The 19912-nt window shown below is 58.7% G+C and carries 16 protein-coding genes and 4 pseudogenes; 3 read left to right on the top strand and 17 right to left on the bottom strand.

The genetic code is table 11. The features are described from left to right. Positions 1 to 203 precede the first annotated feature (203 nt). From motD to flhA, 10 genes and pseudogenes are all read right to left on the bottom strand, one after another. The gene (gene motD, locus AU14_RS12830) at positions 204 to 977 is read right to left on the bottom strand and encodes a flagellar motor protein MotD (RefSeq protein WP_041341389.1); all 774 of its coding nucleotides are present in this window, start codon (positions 975 to 977) and stop codon (positions 204 to 206) included. Between the two features lie 18 nt (positions 978 to 995). Next, a pseudogene (locus tag AU14_RS12825) lies at positions 996 to 1735 on the bottom strand (flagellar motor protein). Further along, positions 1735 to 2888 (bottom strand): annotated as a pseudogene (locus AU14_RS12820) (protein-glutamate methylesterase/protein-glutamine glutaminase). The pseudogenes AU14_RS12825 and AU14_RS12820 overlap by 1 nt, the downstream one beginning before the upstream one ends. 47 nt (positions 2889 to 2935) lie before the next feature. Beyond that, on the bottom strand, positions 2936 to 5041 hold the full coding sequence (locus tag AU14_RS12815; RefSeq protein ID WP_041341387.1) for a chemotaxis protein CheA: 2106 nt from the start codon (positions 5039 to 5041) through the stop codon (positions 2936 to 2938). Between the two features lie 17 nt (positions 5042 to 5058). After that, positions 5059 to 5844: a protein phosphatase CheZ gene (locus AU14_RS12810; protein ID WP_041341384.1), complete on the bottom strand. Its 786-nt coding sequence runs from the start codon at positions 5842 to 5844 to the stop codon at positions 5059 to 5061. 20 nt (positions 5845 to 5864) lie between these two features. Then, positions 5865 to 6248 carry a chemotaxis response regulator CheY gene (cheY, locus tag AU14_RS12805; protein WP_041341381.1) on the bottom strand — a complete coding sequence of 128 codons (384 nt, stop codon included), beginning with the start codon at positions 6246 to 6248 and terminating at the stop codon, positions 5865 to 5867. 160 nt (positions 6249 to 6408) lie between these two features. Further along, on the bottom strand, positions 6409 to 7149 hold the full coding sequence (locus AU14_RS12800) for an RNA polymerase sigma factor FliA (RefSeq protein ID WP_041341378.1): 741 nt from the start codon (positions 7147 to 7149) through the stop codon (positions 6409 to 6411). Positions 7150 to 7185: 36 nt separating this feature from the next. Continuing rightward, entirely contained in the window at positions 7186 to 7998 is an 813-nt protein-coding gene (locus AU14_RS12795) for a MinD/ParA family protein (protein WP_041341375.1), read from the bottom strand. A 102-nt stretch (positions 7999 to 8100) separates the two neighbouring features. Further along, the gene (flhF, locus tag AU14_RS12790) at positions 8101 to 9393 is read right to left on the bottom strand and encodes a flagellar biosynthesis protein FlhF (protein ID WP_041341374.1); all 1293 of its coding nucleotides are present in this window, start codon (positions 9391 to 9393) and stop codon (positions 8101 to 8103) included. A 60-nt stretch (positions 9394 to 9453) separates the two neighbouring features. Beyond that, positions 9454 to 11625: pseudogene (gene flhA / locus AU14_RS12785) on the bottom strand (flagellar biosynthesis protein FlhA). 226 nt (positions 11626 to 11851) lie between these two features. Between flhA and upp the strand changes: the two are divergent. Genes upp through AU14_RS12770 form a run of 3 tightly spaced genes read left to right on the top strand, consistent with a single transcriptional unit; the run spans position 11852 to position 14602 of the window. After that, complete coding sequence (upp, locus tag AU14_RS12780) at positions 11852 to 12490, top strand: uracil phosphoribosyltransferase (protein WP_041341371.1); 639 nt, start codon at positions 11852 to 11854, stop codon at positions 12488 to 12490. A 2-nt stretch (positions 12491 to 12492) separates the two neighbouring features. Continuing rightward, on the top strand, positions 12493 to 13749 hold the full coding sequence (locus AU14_RS12775; protein WP_041341369.1) for a uracil-xanthine permease family protein: 1257 nt from the start codon (positions 12493 to 12495) through the stop codon (positions 13747 to 13749). Continuing rightward, positions 13730 to 14602 (top strand): class I SAM-dependent methyltransferase, encoded by an 873-nt coding sequence (locus tag AU14_RS12770; RefSeq protein ID WP_041341366.1) that lies wholly within the window; start codon positions 13730 to 13732, stop codon positions 14600 to 14602. Before AU14_RS12775 ends, AU14_RS12770 begins: the two co-directional genes overlap by 20 nt. Positions 14603 to 14960: 358 nt before the next feature. On the opposite strand, the gene flhB is transcribed toward AU14_RS12770, so the two are convergent. From flhB to fliM, 7 genes and pseudogenes are all read right to left on the bottom strand, one after another. After that, the gene (gene flhB, locus AU14_RS12760) at positions 14961 to 16097 is read right to left on the bottom strand and encodes a flagellar biosynthesis protein FlhB (protein ID WP_041341360.1); all 1137 of its coding nucleotides are present in this window, start codon (positions 16095 to 16097) and stop codon (positions 14961 to 14963) included. 36 nt (positions 16098 to 16133) lie between these two features. Beyond that, a complete protein-coding gene (fliR, locus tag AU14_RS12755) occupies positions 16134 to 16919 on the bottom strand; it encodes a flagellar biosynthetic protein FliR (protein ID WP_041341357.1) in 786 nt (261 codons plus the stop codon). 3 nt (positions 16920 to 16922) lie between these two features. Then, the gene (fliQ, locus tag AU14_RS12750; protein ID WP_041341354.1) at positions 16923 to 17192 is read right to left on the bottom strand and encodes a flagellar biosynthesis protein FliQ; all 270 of its coding nucleotides are present in this window, start codon (positions 17190 to 17192) and stop codon (positions 16923 to 16925) included. A gap of 8 nt (positions 17193 to 17200) precedes the next feature. After that, the gene (gene fliP / locus AU14_RS12745) at positions 17201 to 17977 is read right to left on the bottom strand and encodes a flagellar type III secretion system pore protein FliP (protein WP_041341351.1); all 777 of its coding nucleotides are present in this window, start codon (positions 17975 to 17977) and stop codon (positions 17201 to 17203) included. Positions 17978 to 17981: 4 nt separating this feature from the next. Further along, a pseudogene (gene fliO / locus AU14_RS12740) lies at positions 17982 to 18427 on the bottom strand (flagellar biosynthetic protein FliO). Position 18428: 1 nt separating this feature from the next. Then, positions 18429 to 18917, bottom strand: coding sequence for a flagellar motor switch protein FliN (gene fliN, locus AU14_RS12735; RefSeq protein WP_041341348.1), 489 nt, complete (start codon positions 18915 to 18917; stop codon positions 18429 to 18431). After that, positions 18910 to 19908, bottom strand: a complete 999-nt coding sequence (fliM, locus tag AU14_RS12730) for a flagellar motor switch protein FliM (RefSeq protein WP_041341345.1) — start codon at positions 19906 to 19908, stop codon at positions 18910 to 18912. Before fliM ends, fliN begins: the two co-directional genes overlap by 8 nt. Between the last annotated feature and the right edge of the window lie 4 nt (positions 19909 to 19912).

Raw genomic sequence — 19912 nt, 5'->3', positions numbered from 1 at the left:
GTTTCTCCAAAGAAAACGCCATGGCAGCGGCGACGAACGCTGCTGCATTCCGGTTTATCGGCCACTTGCCCGGCAACTTGAACACCGATGACGCATTGCAAACAGGCTGCGGCGGCAATCGGTTGCCGGGAAAGAATACTGCCATGAGTAAATACAGGAACCGTGCCAACGCTGCCATACGCAAGTGCCGCCGATCCGCGCTGTCAGCGCATGGCACCACGGACATTGGCATCACGGGAAATCAACAGGACGACCCGGCGATTACGACGACGGCCCTCGTCGGTGTCGTTGCGAGCAACCGGCTGGAACCGACCGTAACCGACGGCGGCCAATCGTTCGGGCTCAATGCCCTCCATCGACAACATGCGCACCACCGCCGCGGCCCGAGCTGCGGACAGCTCCCAGTTGGAGGGAAAACGCTGGCTGCTGATGGGCCGGTCATCGGTGAACCCTTCGACCTTTACCGCGTTATCACGATTGCGCAGCACCGTGGCGATTTTCTCGATCACGGCGAAGGCATCGTAGTGCGGCTCGGCATCGCCGCTTCCAAACAGCAAGCTATTGGGAAGGTTCAGTTCCAGCCAGCGATCACTGGATTCCAGGGTGATAACCCCCTGGCCGATCAACTCTTCAAATTCCAGGGCTAGCTGATCGGCCATGGCACTGAGTGCCCTGCTGCGCACCTCGGCCTCACGCTCGGGGTTCCGGGGCGCTTCGGAGACGGGCGGTGGAATGACGGCATCGCTGACCAACGGCTGGGGCTGATCGCCCACCTCGATGGGCTGGAAGGAACGCTGAGGCGCATTGAACACCCCGGTCAAGGTTTCCGAAAGCACCTTGTACTTACCCTGGTTCACCGAGGACACCGAATACATCACCACAAAAAACGCGAACAGCAGGGTTATGAAATCCGCATAGGAAATCAGCCACCGCTCCTTGTTGTGAAGATCTTGCTGGGACTGCCTACGACGTCGCATACGATGCCCCGACCATGACTACTGCAGGAAGCCCCGCAGTCGCATTTCAATGGATTTGGGGTTTTCCCCCTCGGCGATGGCAATAATGCCGTCGATCATCATGTCCTGGTATCGGGTTCGCTCCCGGACAATGCCGCGAAGCTTGTTGGCAACCGGGAAGAACAAGAGGTTCGCCAGCGCCACCCCGTAAATGGTGGCAACAAAGGCGGTGGCGATACCGCTACCCAGGGATTGTGGGTCTTCGAGATTGGTCATCACCTGAATCAGGCCCATGACCGCGCCGATAATTCCGATGGTCGGTGAATACCCACCCATGGCTTCGAAGACCTGGGCGGACTCCAGATCACGCTGTTCCCGGGATTCCAGATCCACTTCCATGATGCCGCGAATGGTCTCGGTTTCTGCGCCGTCCACCAGCAGCTGCAGGCCCTTGCGGGCAAACAGTTCGGGCTCCCGCTCGGCCAGGCCTTCCAGCCCGAGCAGGCCCTGTTTGCGGGCCTTTACACTCCAATCAATGACTTTGCCGATGCCGTCTTCCATGCTGATGAACGGCGGCACCAGCACCCAGCGCACCTGCTGAAAGGCCCGCTTCAGAATCGGCCAGGAGGTTTGCAGAATAGTTGCTGCCAGAGTTCCGCCCACCACGATCAGGCTGCCGGGGCATTGAACAGCGAACTGAGCGCCCCACCCTCAAGCAGATTGCCGCCCAGGATGGCGGCAAACGCCAGTACTATGCCGAGGAGACTCAGAATATCCATCAGGAAACGCCTTCCACCAGCCGAGGCCCGATTTCGTCGAGTGCCAGAATTTCATCGCTGAGTCCGGCTTTCGCCACCGCCATGGGCATGCCATAGATGACCGAGGATTTTTCATCCTGGGACCAGACGTCGGAGCCGCTCTGCTTCATCATCCGGCAGCCATCCTTGCCGTCCGCACCCATGCCAGTGAGGATTACTCCCAGAGTCTTACCGGGGAAACTGCGTGCCAGTGAGCCAAAGGTAACGTCGACACAGGGTTTGTAGTTCAGGCGTTCATCGCCAGGCAGGATACGAACCCGACCCTGGCCACCACGGTTTTCAATCATCATCTGCTTGCCACCGGGTGCCAGCAACGCCAGGCCCGGCTTGAGCATGTCGCCGTCTTCGGCCTGGCGAACTTCAATCTTGCACAACTTATTGAGGCGCTCGGCAAAGGCCGGGGTAAAGCTGGCGGGCATGTGCTGAATCAGCACAATCGGTGCCGGGAAGGATGCCGGCAAAGCCGTCAAAACACGCTGCAGGGCCACCGGGCCGCCGGTGGAAGTCCCAATTCCAACAGCGGTGTAGTGCTTGGCGGGCCCGCGCCGATAGGAACGCCGGCTGACTTCCGCCTCGACGGCAGCCTCTGGTGGTCGCTGAGCAGGTGCTGGGCGGGGTGCTGGAGATGACGGTGTACGAGTGCGCGCAGCGGTGTTGTTTCGAGCGGCTTGATCCGTGGACTTGGTGACCGGGACTGAGTTCGGACGGACGCCAGGTTGGCTACGGGCAACGTCGAGAATGCGATCGATCAGAATACGCTGGAGCTGACCGCCGTCACGGGCGATTTCCTCGAAATTCTTCGGCAGGAAATCCACCGCCCCGGCTTCCAGCGCGTCCAGGGTTACCCTGGCGCCTTCGTAGGTGAGCGACGAGAACATGAGCACCGGTGTCGGGTGCTTTTTCATGATTTCCCGGACTGCGAGATGCCATCCATGACCGGCATTTCGTAATCCATGGTGATGACATCCGGCCGCAATTTCGCCGCCAGCTCGACACCCTCGCGGCCATTGGTGGCCGCGCCTACTACCTTGATCTGGCCGGAGCCTGTCAGAATTTCCGTCAGCCGTTTGCGAAAGAAACCTGAATCATCCACGACCAGGACAGCAACTGTCATCCATTTCTCCTAACGAAGTCCGCTTCCACGTCTGAGCCGGACCGGCGTCAACTGTAGTGTTGCAGCAGGCTGGGAACGTCAATAATCAGGGCAATACGGCCATCACCAGTGATGGTGGCTCCCGCCATACCCGGGGTACCCTGAAGCGCCCTGCCCAGCGGCTTGATGACCACTTCTTCCTGGCCCACCAGCTGATCCACCACAAAGCCCACCTGCTTGGTTCCCATGGCAACGATGACCACATGGGCGTTGGTCGGCTCTTCCTGACCTTGGCCCTTACCCACCAACCAGCGCTTGATATGGAACAGCGGGAACACCTTGTCCCGTACGACAATGCATTCGCGCCCGTCGACGATGTTGGTCTTGGTTAGATCCAGGTGGAAGATTTCCACCACATTGACCAGCGGCAGCGCGAACGACTGGTCGCCGAGCATGATCATCAGGGTCGGCATGATCGCGAGGGTCAGCGGTACCTTGATGATGATCCGGGAGCCCTTACCCAATTCCGAGACAATGCTGATCTGGCCGTTGAGCTGACCAATCTTGGTCTTGACTACGTCCATGCCAACGCCGCGCCCGGAGACATCCGAAATCTGCTCCTTGGTGGAAAAACCGGCGGAGAAGATCAGGTTGAAACATTCGTTATCGGTCAGGCGATCGGCGGCATCCTGTTCGTAGATGCCTTTCTCGACAGCCTTGCGACGCAGCACATCGGGGTCCATACCAGCACCATCATCCTCGATGGCCAGCAGGATATGGTCACCCTCCTGCTCAGCGGACAGGGTAACGGTACCCTGGCGCGGCTTGCCGGCTTTTTCCCGAACGTCGGGCGCTTCAATACCGTGGTCCACAGAGTTTCGTACCAGGTGGACCAGCGGATCGGACAATGCTTCCACCAGGTTTTTGTCGAGATCAGTGTCTTCCCCGTGCATCACGAGGTTCACTTCTTTTTTCAGGCTGCGAGCCAGGTCCCGAACCACCCGCGGGAACCGGCCAAATACTTTCTTGATCGGCTGCATGCGGGTTTGCATGACCGCCGCCTGCAGATCGGTCGTGACCACATCGAGATTGGAGACGGCTTTGTGCATGTGCTCGTCTTCACTGGACGCACCCAGGCGCTGCAAACGGTTACGCACCAGAACCAGCTCGCCCACCATGTTCATGATGTCGTCCAGGCGCTTGGTGTCTACGCGCACGGTGGTCTCTGCGACCGGGGACGCATCTCGAGCTGGCGCAGGGGCTGCGGAAGCCGCTGGCTTGGACTCAGGTTTCTTCGGTTCACTCTTCGGAGCAGCCGGCTTTGCCTTGGCGGGTTCCTCGGCTGGCTTTTCCGTCTCACCGGTGCCCGCAGCAGTCGGCGCGCCACCTTTGCCATGCAGCTCGTCCAGCAGCTTTTCGAACTCATCGTCAGTGATCAGATCGTCACCCGCAGCAGCTGATTCGCTGGTGCTGGCCGCAGCATTGGTATCAGCTGCCGGCGCGGGCTCATCCGCGGCAACGGCACCGGCAAACTGGCCTTTGCCATGGAGCTGGTCCAACAGGGCTTCAAATTCATCGTCGGTGATGTCGTCATCGCCAGATCCACCGCCCGCAGCCGGCTCGGCCTGAACCGGATCAGCAGCCGTCGCTGGAGAATCCGGAGCGGCACTGCCGTCCTGCAGCGCATCCAGCAACTGCTCAAATTCTTCATCGGTAATATCGCCCCCATCTTCCGCCGATTGCGGCGCGCCAGTCGGTGCGTCTTCACGGGACGGCGCTTCACCAGCGGGCTCAGCGAAAGCGTCGAGGGAGGCAATGAGCTCGTCAGGGGCGGGGGTCAATGACTCACCGTTTCTAACCTGATCGAACATCGCGTTGACATGGTCGAGGGTTTCCAGCACCACGTCCATGAGTTCGGAATCCACCTTGCGCTTGTGGTTGCGCAGGATGTCGAAAACGTTCTCAGCCGAGTGGCAGCAGTTGACCAGCGCCTCAAGCTGCAGAAAGCCGGCACCACCCTTTACCGTGTGAAAACCACGGAATATGGCGTTGAGCAGATCACTGTCATCAGGATTTCGCTCAAGATCTACCAACTGCTCTGACAGTTTTTCGAGAATCTCACCGGCTTCCACCAGGAAGTCCTGGAGAATCTCATCATCGGCATCAAACGCCATGGGTAACCCTCATTAGTTCAGAAACCGAGACTGGACAGCAGATCATCAACGTCGTCCTGCCCCGACACTACATCTTCACGCTCTTCGGCCTTGATCTGCGGCCCTACACCCTGCTCTGCCGTAACCTCAGTTTCATCAATCTTGTGCACGGTGCCAGTCAGCTGGTCGACATGGCTGGCCATCACCACGAGGCTTAGCATCTGTTCTTCGACTTCTTTCACCAGCGCAGTGACCTTCTGAATCACCTGGCCGGTCAGGTCCTGAAAATCCTGGGCCAGCAGGATTTCAGACAAGCTGTTATACATGCTGTCAGCGTCGGCGGTCAGGCTGACGAAGAAACGGTCAATCCGGCCGTACAGCTCGCGGAATTCCGCTGGCTGCATTTCACGCCTGCGCAGGCGCTGCCACTCGTCCCGGAGTTCCGTCGCTTCATTGCGGACGGCGTTTGCCACCGGCATGGTCTCTTCAACCAGATCCATGGTGCGATTGGCAGCCTGGCTGGTCATCTGAACGACGTATTCCAGGCGATCGGAGGCGTCGGTCATCTTCGACAGCGCTTCCTGCTGCTCCGCACTGCGCGGATCTATCTGGAAATTCCGAATTGCCTCGTGAAGACTCCGGGTGAGGCGTCCAACCTCACGGTACAGGCTTTGATCCCTGACCTCGCTCAGCTCGTTAATCACCGTCATTGCTTGAGCAAAATCGCCGGCCTGCACACTCTTGGCCAACTCCTCACTCTGACGCTGGAGCTTTTCAGTCACCTCCGGATCGAGGTTCCGATGGTTCGTATTGCTATCGCTCATGAGAGCCATCCGACCTCTGGTTACTGAATACGTTCGAAGATTTTCTCAATCTTTTCTTTAAGCACCGCGGCCGTAAATGGCTTGACCACATAGCCGTTCACACCAGCCTGGGCGGCAGCGACAATCTGGTCGCGTTTCGCTTCCGCGGTCACCATCAGCACCGGCAGGGTCTTCAGGCTTTCGTCCGCGCGCACGGCTTTCAGCAGGTCAAAACCAGACATGCCCGGCATGTTCCAGTCCGTTACCAGGAAGTCGTACTTGCCGCTTTTCAGCATCGGCAGTGCAGAATTGCCGTCGTCGGCTTCATCGGTGTTGCTGAACCCAAGATCACGCAGCAGGTTCTTGATGATCCGTCGCATCGTGGAAAAATCATCCACGATCAGGATTTTCATGTTCTTGTCCAAAGGGACCTCCAGTTAGTCACACCCGGAATTCGTTTGACCCTTGAGCTCGAAACCTAACGGGCCGTCTTTTTAAACCACGTATTGTCTGATCTTTGATGACCATGTAAAGCGCTGGTTACCAAAAACTACACAGCGCCATGAACCGGACACACGTTATTTGTCATTGCTCGCTGGCGTCCCGCTGCCAGTCGGACAGCCGACCGCGCAATCGCAGTGCGGCCTGGCTGTGAATCTGACTGACCCTGCTTTCGCTTACCCCGAGCACGGCGCCGATCTCTTTCAGGTTCAGCTCTTCCTGGTAATACAGGCTCAGAACCAGCTTCTCGCGCTCCGGTAACTCCTCAATGGCGTGTGCCAGGTTGCGTCGAAACGAGTCGGAAGCGAGGCCATCCAGTGGATTATCACTGGTCTCTGCTTCTTCTATCGGCAGCTCTCCCGATTCATTGAGCTCATCAAGGCTAAAAAGTCGTCCGCTGTTCGCGTCCGATAGCGAGGCGTGATATTCCGACAGCTCCATTCCCAGCTCTTCAGCAACTTCCAGGTCCTGCGCTTCCCGGCCTTCGCGGTCTTCCACGGCCTTGATCGCTTGAGAGATACGGCGGGCATTGCGGTGAACGGATCGGGGCACCCAGTCGCCCTTGCGGATTTCATCCACCATGGCGCCGCGGATGCGGATACCGGCATAGGTTTCGAAGGTAGCGCCTTTTGCGGAACTATAGCGTTGGGCAGCCTCAAGCAGGCCAATCATGCCGGCTTGTATAAGGTCTTCCAACTGCACCGAGGCCGGTAGTCGGGCCATCAGGTGCAGCGCTATTTTCTTGACCAGCGGGGCCTGCTCTTCAATGAGACGGGCCTGACCCGAAGCGCCGGCCTGCTGGTAGATTCCCAGGTTATTCGTCAATGTCGTGCATCCGGTGTTGTTTTGACTGGATCAGATTCAGACTTCGACGAGCCGCTCCACAAAAAACTCGAGATGTCCCCGAGGGGAAGAAGGTAACGGCCAGCTGTCTACTTTGTCCGCCAGGGCCTTGATTGCCAGCGAGGCCTTGGCGCGGGGGTATACGTCCAGCACGGCGCGCTGGCGCTGCACCGCCTTCTTGACGGCCTCGTCGTAAGGCACCATGCCCACGTACTGCAGCGCAACATCAAGGAAACGTTCAGTGACCCGGGTCAGTTTATCGAACAGGTGACGCCCTTCCTGTTCATTGCGCACCTGGTTAGCCAGGATGCGAAAACGGTTTGTGCCGTACTCCCGGTTCATCAGCTTGATGAGAGCATAAGCATCCGTAATAGAGGTAGGTTCGTCGCATACCACGAACAGCAGCTCCTGGGAGGCGCGGAGGAAGCTGACGACTGACTCGGAAATACCGGCAGCGGTATCAACGATCAACACGTCAATCTGATCACTCAGTTCACTGAAGGCGTTGATCAGGCCCGCGTGTTCCATGGGGCTCAGATGGGTCATACGCTGGGTGCCGGATGAGGCCGGGACGATCTTGATGCCACCGGGGCCGTTGACCAGTACGTCCTTCAGGTCACATTCGCCTGAAAGCACATCCGAGATATTGCGATTGGAGGTAATACCGAGCAGCACGTCGATGTTGGCCAAACCCAGGTCGGCATCGAGGATCACCACGCGACGGCCTTTCTGTGCAAGGGCGATACCGAGGTTGACCGACACGTTACTCTTGCCGACCCCGCCCTTTCCACCAGATACCGCAATCACCTGTACCGGATTTGCTCTGCTCATGTTGAATCTTGTCTCTCGCCAGTTTCGTCGAAGCTCGTCTTACCAAACAGCGCCCGCTTTGCACGCCGGATACTCCATCATCCGATACAGGTGTCACAATACTCAAGCCCCTTCAGCCACCGATTGCTCTTGCTGGATGCTTTTTAACCGCTCCACACCCAACCGAACCAGCGGAACGGCCTCTGCGTGATGCAGGTCTTCGGGGATTTTTTGGCCATCCGTGTAATAGGCCACCGGCAACCCGGTTTCCATGACAAACCCCAGCGACTCGCCCAGGGTAAGGGCTTCGTCAATTTTGGTCATCACGCAGCCCGCAAGATTTGCCATCTTATAGCAATGCCAAACGGATTTCATGATGCGCGGCTGACTGGTGGCGGACACCACCAGATGAGTCCGGATGTTGTGATGACTTTGCGCCAACTCCGATAACTGCTCTTCATAGCCTTTGTCTGAACTGGTCAGGCCCGCGGTATCAATCAGAACCATGTGGCGGTCGGACAATTCATCGAGGATGGAATCCAGCGAGTGGCTTTCGTCAACGACCCGCACCGGCACATTGAGAATGCGCCCAAACACGAACAGCTGCTCGTGGGCGGCCACGCGGTAACGATCGGTGGTCACCAGCGCCAGCGAATCGGCGCCGTGACGAAGCACGTAGCGCGCTGCCAGCTTACCGATCGTGGTGGTCTTCCCGGAGCCGGTGGGACCTACCAGAGCATAGGCGCCTCCTTCGTCCAGCCATTCCTCACGGGCCGTGCGCACTCCGGTGGCGAGCATCTTCAGGGACTGCTTCCAGCCCTCATCGAGCCGGCCGCCTTTATGCCGGCGTGACAGAGACGCCGCCAGATCGCTGCTCAACCCGAACTCCTGCAACCGTTCCGCCAGTCGCTGCTGCACAGCGTTACTGGCAGGTTTGGCAGGCTCAGCCGCCCGCCCATGCATCAAATCCCGCAAGGAGCTGATCTCGGCTCGCATCTGCGCCAATTCATCTGAATAGCCGGAAGTGCCGCCGGTTGTCCGGGCAATCGGCTCTTCGGCATCGGCCATGACCGCGTCGCTCAGCTCTGCGAACGATGCGCCGGCATAGCCGGCGCCCGCCTGAGCCCGTTTCTCGCGGACGTCACGAATACGATCCCGAGACCGGCCCAATTCGTCTTCCAGGCGACGATGCTGGTCGGCCTGCATTTCCGCCAGCCGCGATCCGTTGGTGGCGGTTTCGGCCTGCTCGCCCAGACGCTGGCGCGCCATATTCTCGTCGTAGTCCAGCGCCGTCACGATTTCGACGCCGCCATCGACACGGCGATTGGAAAGAATCACGGCATCCGGGCCCATCTGTTCACTGACCTGCTTCAGCGCCTCTGCCATGCTCTGAGCAAAAAACCGTTTTACTTTCATGCTGCCTCATCCTCCACCGGCACCGCCGCCTGGGCGTTGTCCGTACTGGGGTCCGTGGGCTTACTGGCCAACGGACGCCACGATAGTGATCTGTTTGTTATCCGGAATTTCCTGGTACGAGAGCACGTGCAAACGCTCGACTCCGTAACTCGCAAACCGCGCCAGAACCGGCCGAAGCGGCCCGGAGACCAGCAGGATGGCGGGTTTCCCAAGCATTTCCTGTCGCTGCACACTTTCCTGAAGGGAGCGCTGCAGTTTTTCCACCATGTTCGGCTCGAGAACCAACCCAATGTCATCCTGACCGCCGGATTGTTGACTCTGTTGAACAGACTTCAGCAATAACTGTTCCAGATCTGGATCCAGGGTGATAACCGGTATCTCGGCCTCGTTGCCGCAGATGCTCTGAACGATCATGCGGCGCAGGGATTGGCGGGCTGCCGTGGTCAGTAATTTCGGTCCTGACTCTTCGGATGCACGTTAACCACGGCCTCGGCAATGGAACGCATATCCCGGATTGGCACTTCTTCTTTCAGCAGGTTCTGCAGCACTTTCAGCAACAGACTGATGGATACCGTGGTCGGCACCAGTTCCTCAGCCAGCTTGGGTGACACCTTCTCAAGCTGATCCAGCCACTTCTGAACTTCCTCGTGACCCAGCAGTTCATGGGCGTGCTTCTGCAGCACCTGGTTGAGATGGGTTGCCACGACAGTGCTGGCATCTACCACGGTGTAACCCAAAGTCTGGGCCTGGTCTTTCTTGTCCGGCTCGATCCAGCTGGCGTCCAGGCCAAAGGCGGGATCCTTGCCTCAATGCCTTCGATCTTGCCGAACACCTGGCCCGGATCGATGGCCAGCTCCCGCTCAGGGTGAATTTCAGCCTCGGCGATGGTGACGCCCATCAGGGTGATTCGATAAACGTTGGGCATGAGGTCCAGGTTGTCGCGAATATGGACCGATGGCATCAGGAAGCCCAGATCCTGGGACAGCTTCTTGCGCACGCCCTTGATCCGGCTCAGCAGCTGACCACCCTGGGATTTATCGACCAGGGGAATCAGCCGGTAGCCAACCTCAAGACCCACGATGTCGACGGTGGCCACATCGTCCCAACCCAGTTCCTTGGTCTCACTTGGCGCTGGCAACTCTCGGCCATGATCGCCATCGCCGCCCGGAGGCAAGTCGGTACCTGCCGGCCGGGGCATGCCACCGGAACCACCACGCACCGGGAAGGCTCCGTCTTCCTCGACGGTTTGGCGATCATGTTTCCAGATATACCAGGCCGCGCCGGCGGCAAGACTGCCGAGACCCAGAAAGGCAACGTGGGGCATACCCGGAATCAGGCCCAGGATAATCAGGATTCCAGCGGCAATGGCCAGGGCCTTGGGCGCACTGAACATCTGGCTCAGGATTTGCCCACCCATGTCCTGGCTGGAGGTTACCCGGGTCACCATGATGGCGGCGGAGGTAGAGAGCAGCAGCGACGGAATCTGGGCGACCAGGCCATCACCGATGGTCAGCAGGGCGTAACGCTCCACTGCCAGCCCGAAGGTCAGATCGTGTTGCAGCATACCGATGGCAACACCACCGATGATGTTGATGGCCAGGATCAGCAGGCCGGCAACCGCATCGCCTTTCACGAACTTGGAAGCACCGTCCATGGAACCATAGAAGTCGGCTTCCTGAGCAATTTCAGAGCGGCGATGCTTGGCTTCGTCCTGATTGATCAGCCGGCGTTCAGGTCGGCATCGATCGCCATCTGCTTGCCGGGCATGGCGTCCAGGGTAAAGCGGGCGCTGACTTCCGAGACCCGGCCGGCACCTTTGGTCACCACCAGGAAGTTGATGATCATCAGGATGGCAAACACCACCAGACCAACCGCGTAGTTGCCGCCGATCAGCACTTCACCGAAGGACTCGATAACCTTACCGGCAGCGTCGCCACCTTCGTGCCCTTCTAACAATACGATCCGGGTTGACGCCACGTTCAGGGCCAGCCGCAACAGTGTCGCCACCAGCAGTACGGTCGGGAACGACGCAAACTCCATCGGACGCATGGCGTAGACACACACCAGCAGGATGACGATGGACAGGGTGATGTTGAAGGTAAAGAAGACGTCCAGCAGGAAGGCCGGCATGGGCAGGATCATCATGCCCAGCAGCCCCATCAGCATGACCGGGACACCGAGATTTCCCCGCGTCAGGGATTTGACGTTATGAAGGACTAAAGCTCTGTCCATGCCGGATACTTCTCCGATTGGCTGTGCGTGACCGCGTGCTCAGGGTCGAAAACCTGACGCAAAGGCGTCGTTTCAGACTGGTGTGGCAAGATCCGTACCACTCCTTACTCAATTTCCATGAGCTTTCCGAGACTGTCGCCTGACGTACCCGTCCAGATGCGGTATCCTTGCGCCATTTGAACGCGCTGCAAATCCATTTAAGACAAACCAGACTCACAGGTGACCCATGCCAATTCACGAGGTTAAACATCCCCTGATCCAGCACAAACTCGGCCTTATGCGCCGGTCGGATATCAGCACCAAGAATTTCCGTGAGCTGGCACAAGAAGTTGGCGCCCTGCTGACTTACGAAGCGACCAAGGATTTCAACCTGCAGGACAAGACCATCGAAGGCTGGGCCGGCCCGGTCAATGTGCAGCAAATCCACGGTAAGAAAATCACCATCGTTCCCATCCTGCGTGCCGGCCTCGGCATGCTGGACGGTGTTCTGAGCCTGATCCCGGTTGCCCGGGTGAGCGTAGTCGGCCAGATCCGCAACGAAGAAACCCTGGAAGCCAGCACCTACCTGGAAAAGCTGGTGGGCGAACTGGACCAGCGTATGGCCCTGATCGTGGATCCGATGCTCGCCACCGGTGGCTCAATGATTTCGACCATCGACCTGCTGAAGAAAGCCGGCAGCACCGAAATCCGCGCCCTGATCCTGGTTGCGGCGCCTGAGGGCGTTGAGAAGGTACTGGAAGCGCACCCGGACGTATCCATCTACACCGCATCTGTAGATGAGCGCCTGAACGAAAAAGGCTACATCCTGCCTGGTCTGGGCGATGCCGGTGACAAGATCTTCGGCACCAAGCAGAAGGACGTCTGAGCATGCAGGAACACACTAACGAACCAGTCTGGAAACAGGCGCTAGCCGGTTCCCAGATGTTGCTGGTGGCCTTTGGCGCCCTGGTGCTGATGCCACTGATCACAGGGCTGGACCCGAACGTCGCCCTGTTCACCGCCGGCATGGGCACCATCGTCTTTCATATTGTCACTGGCGGCCAGATCCCGATCTTCCTGGCGTCGTCCTTTGCCTTCATCGCGCCAGTTATTGCCTCCAAGGGCCGCTTCGGCATGGAAGAGACCCTCGGCGGCCTTATGGCAGCCGGTATTCTGTACATCTTCCTGAGTGGCCTGGTTCGCCTGCGCGGCACCGGCTTTGTACGCGCTTTGCTGCCGCCCGTGGTCATCGGCCCGGTCATCATGACCATCGGCCTGGGTCTGGCACCGGTTGCCGTACACATGGCCTCCGGCCGAACCGGCGACGGTTCCAGCCAGCTGATCCCTTACGACACCGCTATCTGGATCGCGATGATTTCCCTGGCCGTGACCATCATTATGTCGGTCTGGGCGAAGGGCATCTTCCGCCTGATCCCGATCATGTTTGGTGTCATCACCGGCTACGTGCTGTCCGCTTTTGCTGGCATCGTCGACACCACGCCCATCCAGGAAGCACCTTGGTTGGCGGTACCGAACTTCGTTGCGCCTGAGTTCAGCTGGGGCGCCATCCTGTTCATGATTCCGGTGGCTATCGCCCCGGCGATCGAGCACATCGGCGATGTTCTGGCCATTGGCAACGTCACTCGCAAGAACTTCCTGGAAAAGCCGGGCCTGCACCGCACGCTCCTGGGCGACGGCCTGGCCACCAGCGCTGCAGCCGCTCTGGGTGGACCACCCAACACCACCTACTCGGAAGTTACCGGTGCGGTCATGCTGACCAAGAACTTCAACCCGCGGGTTATGTGGTGGGCCGCCGTGGTTGCCATCGTGCTGGCGTTCGTTGGCAAGTTTGGCGCCGCCCTGCAAACCATTCCGGTTCCGGTCATGGGCGGCATCCTGTGCCTGCTGTTCGGCTCCATCGCGGTGGTGGGTCTGAATACCCTGATTCGCCACCAGGTGGATCTGTCCCAGTCACGTAACCTGGTGATCGTGGGCGTGACCCTGGTGTTCGGTATTGGCGGCATGGTGCTGGGCCACCTCGAAGGCATTGCCCTTTGCGCGGTCGCAGCCATTGTCCTGAACCTGATCCTGCCCGGCAGCCGCGAGGCTTGGGGCAAAGCGGTGTATGAGCAGCAAGCCGACTAATAGCTCCGGCATCAGTTTCACCGCACTTTATACCGGTGCCGTCTGGCACCGGCATGGTCTCTCCGACGATATCCTCGCCACTGAACAGGGCCGCTGGCTCTACCACCTGATGACCCCGTTCGAATCCGCCAGCAAGGCGGTTATCGGCGGCAATATCCGAACCTTCCTGCTGCAACGCCATTTGATCATGGACCAGCTGATTGATCAGGCGATTCACGACACCGGCACAACCCAGGTTCTGGAAATAGCCTGCGGTATGTCTCCCAGAGGCCTCCGCATGCGGCAACGATATCCTCTATTACATATGGTTGAAGCCGACCTTCCCGACATGGCCGGTCGCAAGGCCATGCGTCTTCTGGCAGCGGGACGCCTGGGCGAGCATCATCAGGTAACACCCATCGATATCCTGGCCGACCATGGCGAATACCAGATCGAAAAAGTCATTGATCGCGTGTTCGACAACACCAAGCCGGTGATCATCGTCACCGAGGGCCTGACCAGCTACTTCTCACTGGATGTCATCAGCGACTTCTGGAGCCGCCTGGCAAAGGTCATGGCGGATCGCCCCGGTTCGCTGTATCTGACCGAAAGCTACTACCGCCCCGCGCACCCCCTGCTGAACGGCGCCCTCAAGGCACTCGGCGCCCTGCTCGGCACCGCCACTCGCAGTCAGGTATCGTTTCACTTCCAAACTGACGACGAAGCCCGGCGCCATTTCCTGTCCTGTGGTTTCGACTCAGCCACCGTCCACGATCCACGGGTTTGGTACGGCAAACTGCCGATACCCGAGAGCCGGGGGGAGCCTATGGTTCGGGTTGTTGCCTGTAGCTCCGGAGCAGAACCGTCGCACTGATACCCTAGCCTGATAGCAGGGCAGTATGGCGTTTGTGGGCCGCCCTCCCAAAAACCGCTACGAGCACGTCCATGTGCACTTGTTTCCGGCCATCCTTGGCCTCCAACATTTTTGCGAGGGCGGCCCACAAACACCTTTCAGCACCACTGATATCGCTAAAAAGACCGATCAATTCACCAGCGGGAGTCTTGCTGATATAACGCAGTGAGTCTGACGTGGAGGTGCGGGAAGGCATTCCAAAACTGTGCGGAGCCATGGATGGCGGAGCTCAAGCGTCACATGGACGTGCTTGAGCGGGTTTTGGAAAGCCTTCCCGCACGTCCACTGGCACCAACTTTGAAGGCTAGGCGCTCAAGAGTTAGACATCACGCCGCAAATCCGAAGGAATCGGGAACTCAGGCATACCAGGTTTCTCCCCACGCCCCTTGCGGAACTGTCGGAGCTGGAATACGTAGGCCAATACCTGGGCGATGGCCATGTAGAGACCGTCGGGGATCTCGTCGCCAATGTCGGCGTTGTGGTAGGTCGCCCGGGTGAGCGGAGGCGTACGCAGCACTTCTACCTTGTGTTCGCGTGCGATCTCCATGATCTTGAAGGCCACCTCGTCGGCACCCTTGGCAACCACTATCGGCGCCGCCATGGTTTTCTGATCGTACTTCAGCGCCACCGCATAGTGAGTCGGGTTTGTGATCACCACGTCGGCGGTCGGTACGTCCTGCATCATGCGGCGCTGGGCCATCTCGCGCTGGAGCTGGCGGATCTTGCCTTTGACTTCCGGCTTGCCCTCGGTGTCCTTGTACTCGTCCTTCACCTCCTGCTTGGTCATCCGCAGTTTTTTCTGGTGGTCGTAAATCTGGAACGGTACGTCGATCAACGAAATTATGATGGTGGCGCAGGACAACAGGAAGAAACTCCAACCCAGCGTCCACAAAACGTGCTCCATAGCCGGTACCGCTGGTTCCTCAGCAATGCTGAGCAGATCTTCGGTTCTGAGGTTCAGGATGAGAACGGCCACCGACATCACCAGTCCAACCTTGGCGATGGCCTTTACCAGCTCGATCAAAGAACGGGCAGAGAACATGCGGCCCAGACCCTTGATGGGATCCATCCGATTCAGCTTGGGCGCAATCGCCTTGCCACTGAACAGCAGGCCGCCGATACCGATGGAGCCGAGGATCGCGGCAATCAGCAAGACCACCAGAATCGGTGATAACGCCCAGGCAGCTTCTTTCGCGGAGGCAATGAGCTGAACACTCATGTGACGGGTATCGAAGATCGCCGAGCGCTCCAGCACAAAACTGTCGCGCATGATGGCTTCCAGGCTGGCACCCAAGCTGGCACCGAACATCAGCAGGCCGCCAGCGCCCGCCATCAGCACAGCCATGGTGGCCAGCTCACGGGAACGGGCGGTCTGGCCCTCGTCCTTGGCTTTTTCAAGCCTTCGGGGCGTGGCCTCTTCCGTTTTTTCCTGACTGTTGTCGTTCTCTTCGGCCATGGCTCAGCGTCTTCGGAAGCTAAAGGAGAAAGGCCTTTACGGCCGCCCCTGCAACTGCCTCATGAATTCAAAGGTCTCCCGCGTGTACTGATCGAAGTGCGGCAGAAAGTTGGCGTGCAGTACCCAGATGGAAAATAATCCAAAAATCAGGCCAATCGGGAAACCCAGTGCGAAGATGTTCATCTGAGGTGCGGCGCGGGTCATCACGCCAAAGGAGATGCTGACGATGAGCACGGCGGTTACCGCCGGCAGCGCCAGCAGCATGGCGGAGGCGAACATCCAGCTGATGCGATGGGCCAGATCCCAGACGCCACCCTGCCCCAGGCCTTCCAGGCCGATGGGCAAGGTTCGGAAGCTTTCAATGAATACTTCGAAGACGGCCAGGTGACCGTTCATAGCCAGAAACAGCAGCGTGATAGTAATAGTGTAAATCTGCGACAGCACGGGAACATTAACGCCGTTGGCCGGGTCCACCATGGACGCAAAACCAAGGCCCATCTGCATAGCGATCATCTGGCCGGCAACGACAAATAACTGCCACAGGGCCGTTAAGGCGAAGCCCAGGCCGACTCCGATCAGGATCTGCTGCAGCGTGATCACCACAGCATCAGCACTGAGCGCTTCAACCTGGGGGACTGGCGGGATCAGCGGAACAATCAGGATGGTCATCAGCAGCGCCAGGCCCAGACGAACCCGGGCGGGCACCAACTGGGTGCCGAAGATGGGAATCACCATCAGGAAACTGGCCAGCCGGAACAACGGCCACAGGTGCTGGCCTACCCACTGCCCCAGCAGATCTGCACTGAATTCCGCTGGTATCATCCGTCAGCCAATCAGGTAGGGAATGCTGGAGATCAGCCGGTTGGCGTGGTCCAGCAACTTGGTCAGCATCCAGGGCCCGGCCACGATGATGACGATCAGGGTTACCAGCAGCCGCGGCAGGAAACTGAGGGTCTGTTCGTTGATCTGGGTTGCGGCCTGGAAGGTACTTACCACCAGACCGATCAGCAAGCCCGGCACGATAATGACCGACGCCAGCAGCACGATCATCCACAGCGCCTCACGAAGAATATCGATAACGGTTTCCGGAGTCATTGCGCCCCCTATATTCCGTAACTGGCGGCGAGCGTGCCCATGATCAGGGCCCAGCCATCCACCAGCACAAACAGCATGATCTTGAACGGCAGCGAGATGATGATCGGTGACAGCATCATCATACCCATAGCCATCAGGACACTGGCGACCACCATGTCGATGATCAGGAACGGGATAAACAGGATAAACCCGATCTGGAATGCGGTCTTCAGCTCACTGGTGACAAAGGCCGGCATGAGTACCCAGAACGACACGTCGTCGGGGGTCTGATACTGCTCATCGGCCATCCGCATGAACAACGCCAGATCGCTTTCCCGGGTCTGCTCCAGCATGAACTTCTTAAACGGGACGCTGGCCAGTTCCACCGCCTCCAGCGAAGTGACTTCTTCCTGCAGGTAGGGTTGCAAGCCGACTCGGTTGGCCTCTTCCAGTACCGGCTTCATGATGAAGATACTCAGGAACAGCGCCAGCCCGAGCAGAATCTGGTTGGAGGGCGTTGCCTGCAGGCCAAGGGCCTGGCGCAGGATGGCGAACACCACGATGATCCGGGTGAAAGACGTCATCATCATCAGCATCGCCGGCAGGAAGGTCAGCGCCGTCATGAGCGCCAATATCTGCAGCGTTACCGAGTATTCCTGAACGCCCTCACCTTCACCAGGCTCAACCGTAAAGGCCGGAATGCCGGGAATACCGCCGGACTCCTGGGCCACAGACAAAGGCGCCCAGATAACGCCGAGCAAAAGCACCAGTACCGGAGCAAACCGTTTGAGAAGCAAAGCAGGCATGGAGTCAGTCTTTCCTTGCGGGCGAAGTCCAGGATTTACCAATCATGCCCTGAAGCCGGCGGGCGAACTCACCGGAAGGCGGATTGCTGGCATCAACCACCGGCTCATCAAACACATGCAGCGTGCGGATGGCAGAGGGTGTGATGCCCAACAGGATCTGCTGGCCACCCACTTCAACCAGGGCCAGGCGTTCGCGGGCGCCGAGGGCCATGACCGACACCACCTTGATGGCGTTGTTGTTCATCCGGTCATGCCATTCATCCGCCGGATAATCCAGGCGCAGCCGTAGATAAGCGCGATCACCGCGATCAAACCGAGGCCCAGGCTCACCATCGTACCCATGGTATCCGGGGCGCGGGTCGGCATTTCCTGGGCCGCTTTTCCGGCCTCTTCTGCCCACAGTGGACTCGCCAGCGTGAGCGCAGTCAGACCGACCAGCTTAGACCACATGTTATTTCTGCAACCGCTTGATGCGTTCGCCCGGACTGATGACGTCAGTCAGGCGAATACCGAATTTTTCGTTCACCATGACCACCTCACCGTGGGCAATCAGGGTACCGTTCACCAGCACGTCCAGCGGTTCGCCCGCCAGCCGGTCCAGCTCAATCACCGAGCCCTGGTTGAGTTGCAGCAGGTTGCGAATCGGAATCTGGGTGTTGCCGACTTCCATGGAGATGGTTACCGGAATGTCCAGAATCACGTCCATGTCCGGGGCTGGCCCATTGCCCTGGGAAGACTGGCTCACGTGATCAAACTCTTCCATCGGCGCGGCCTGCACATCTTCGTCCTTTCCAGTTTCGCCAGCTTCAGCCATGGCCGCCGCCCACTCGTCCTCGCCAGAATCAGCGTCGTCACCGGACTCTTCCATGGCCGCTTCCCACTCCGCGGCCAGCTTTTCGTCTTCGCTGAGCTGCTGCTCGCCTTTGCTGTCGTCAGCCATTGCGTCCCACCTTCAGTTGTTTCTTGACCTTGGGCAGCGATGCCCTCTCTTGAATTCGAAGGGCCAGCTTGCCGTCCCTCGTGCCCATAGTGGCCTTGTAAATCGGAATACCGTTTGCGGTCACCGTCAGATGGTCGGGGATCTCCACCGGGATAATGTCGCCCGCCTTCATCTTGGCAATGTCCCGCAGTGAAATCCGGCGCCGGCACACGGTAGTGTTCACCGGCACGTTCACATCCTGGATGTCTTCCTGCAGGGCGTTAACCCAACGTTCGTCCACATCGTCGATGTCACTTTGCACACCGGCATCGAGCACATCACGAATGGGTTCGATCATGGAATACGGCAGCGCGAAATGCAGCTCACCACCACCCCCGTCCAGTTCGATGTGGAAGGTGCTCACCACTACCACTTCGCTGGGGCTGACGATGTTGGCCATGGCCGGATTCACTTCTGAACTGAGGTACTCGAAATCGACTTTCAGGACCGCCTGCCAGGCCTCTTTCATGTCGGTGAAGACCTGATCCAGCACCATCTGCACAATTCGGGTTTCGGTCGGGGTAAATTCCCGGCCTTCAATCTTGGCGTGCCGGCCCTCACCACCAAAGAAGTTGTCGACCAGCTTGAACACCAGTTTGGCATCGAGGACGAACAGTCCGGCGCCACGCAGCGGACGAACCTTGACCAGGTTGAGACTGGTGGGCACGTACAGGGTATGAATGTACTCACCAAACTTCATGATCTGCACGCCACCGGTTGAAACATCCGCGTTGCGGCGCATGAGATTAAACAGGCTGATCCGGGTATAACGGGCGAAACGCTCGTTGATCATCTCCAGTGTCGGCATCCGGCCACGGACGATGCGATCCTGGCTGGCAAGGTCGTAGGACTTTACGCCGGTATCGTCGGTCTCTTCATAGGTATCGATATCCCCATCGTCCACACCATGGAGAAGGGCATCGATTTCATCCTGTGACAACAAGTCCTGCATACGT

Source organism: Marinobacter similis (assembly GCF_000830985.1).
Classification (GTDB): domain Bacteria; phylum Pseudomonadota; class Gammaproteobacteria; order Pseudomonadales; family Oleiphilaceae; genus Marinobacter; species Marinobacter similis.
Note: the sequence above shows the minus strand (reverse complement) of the source record. Positions and strands in the feature narration are given on the sequence as shown.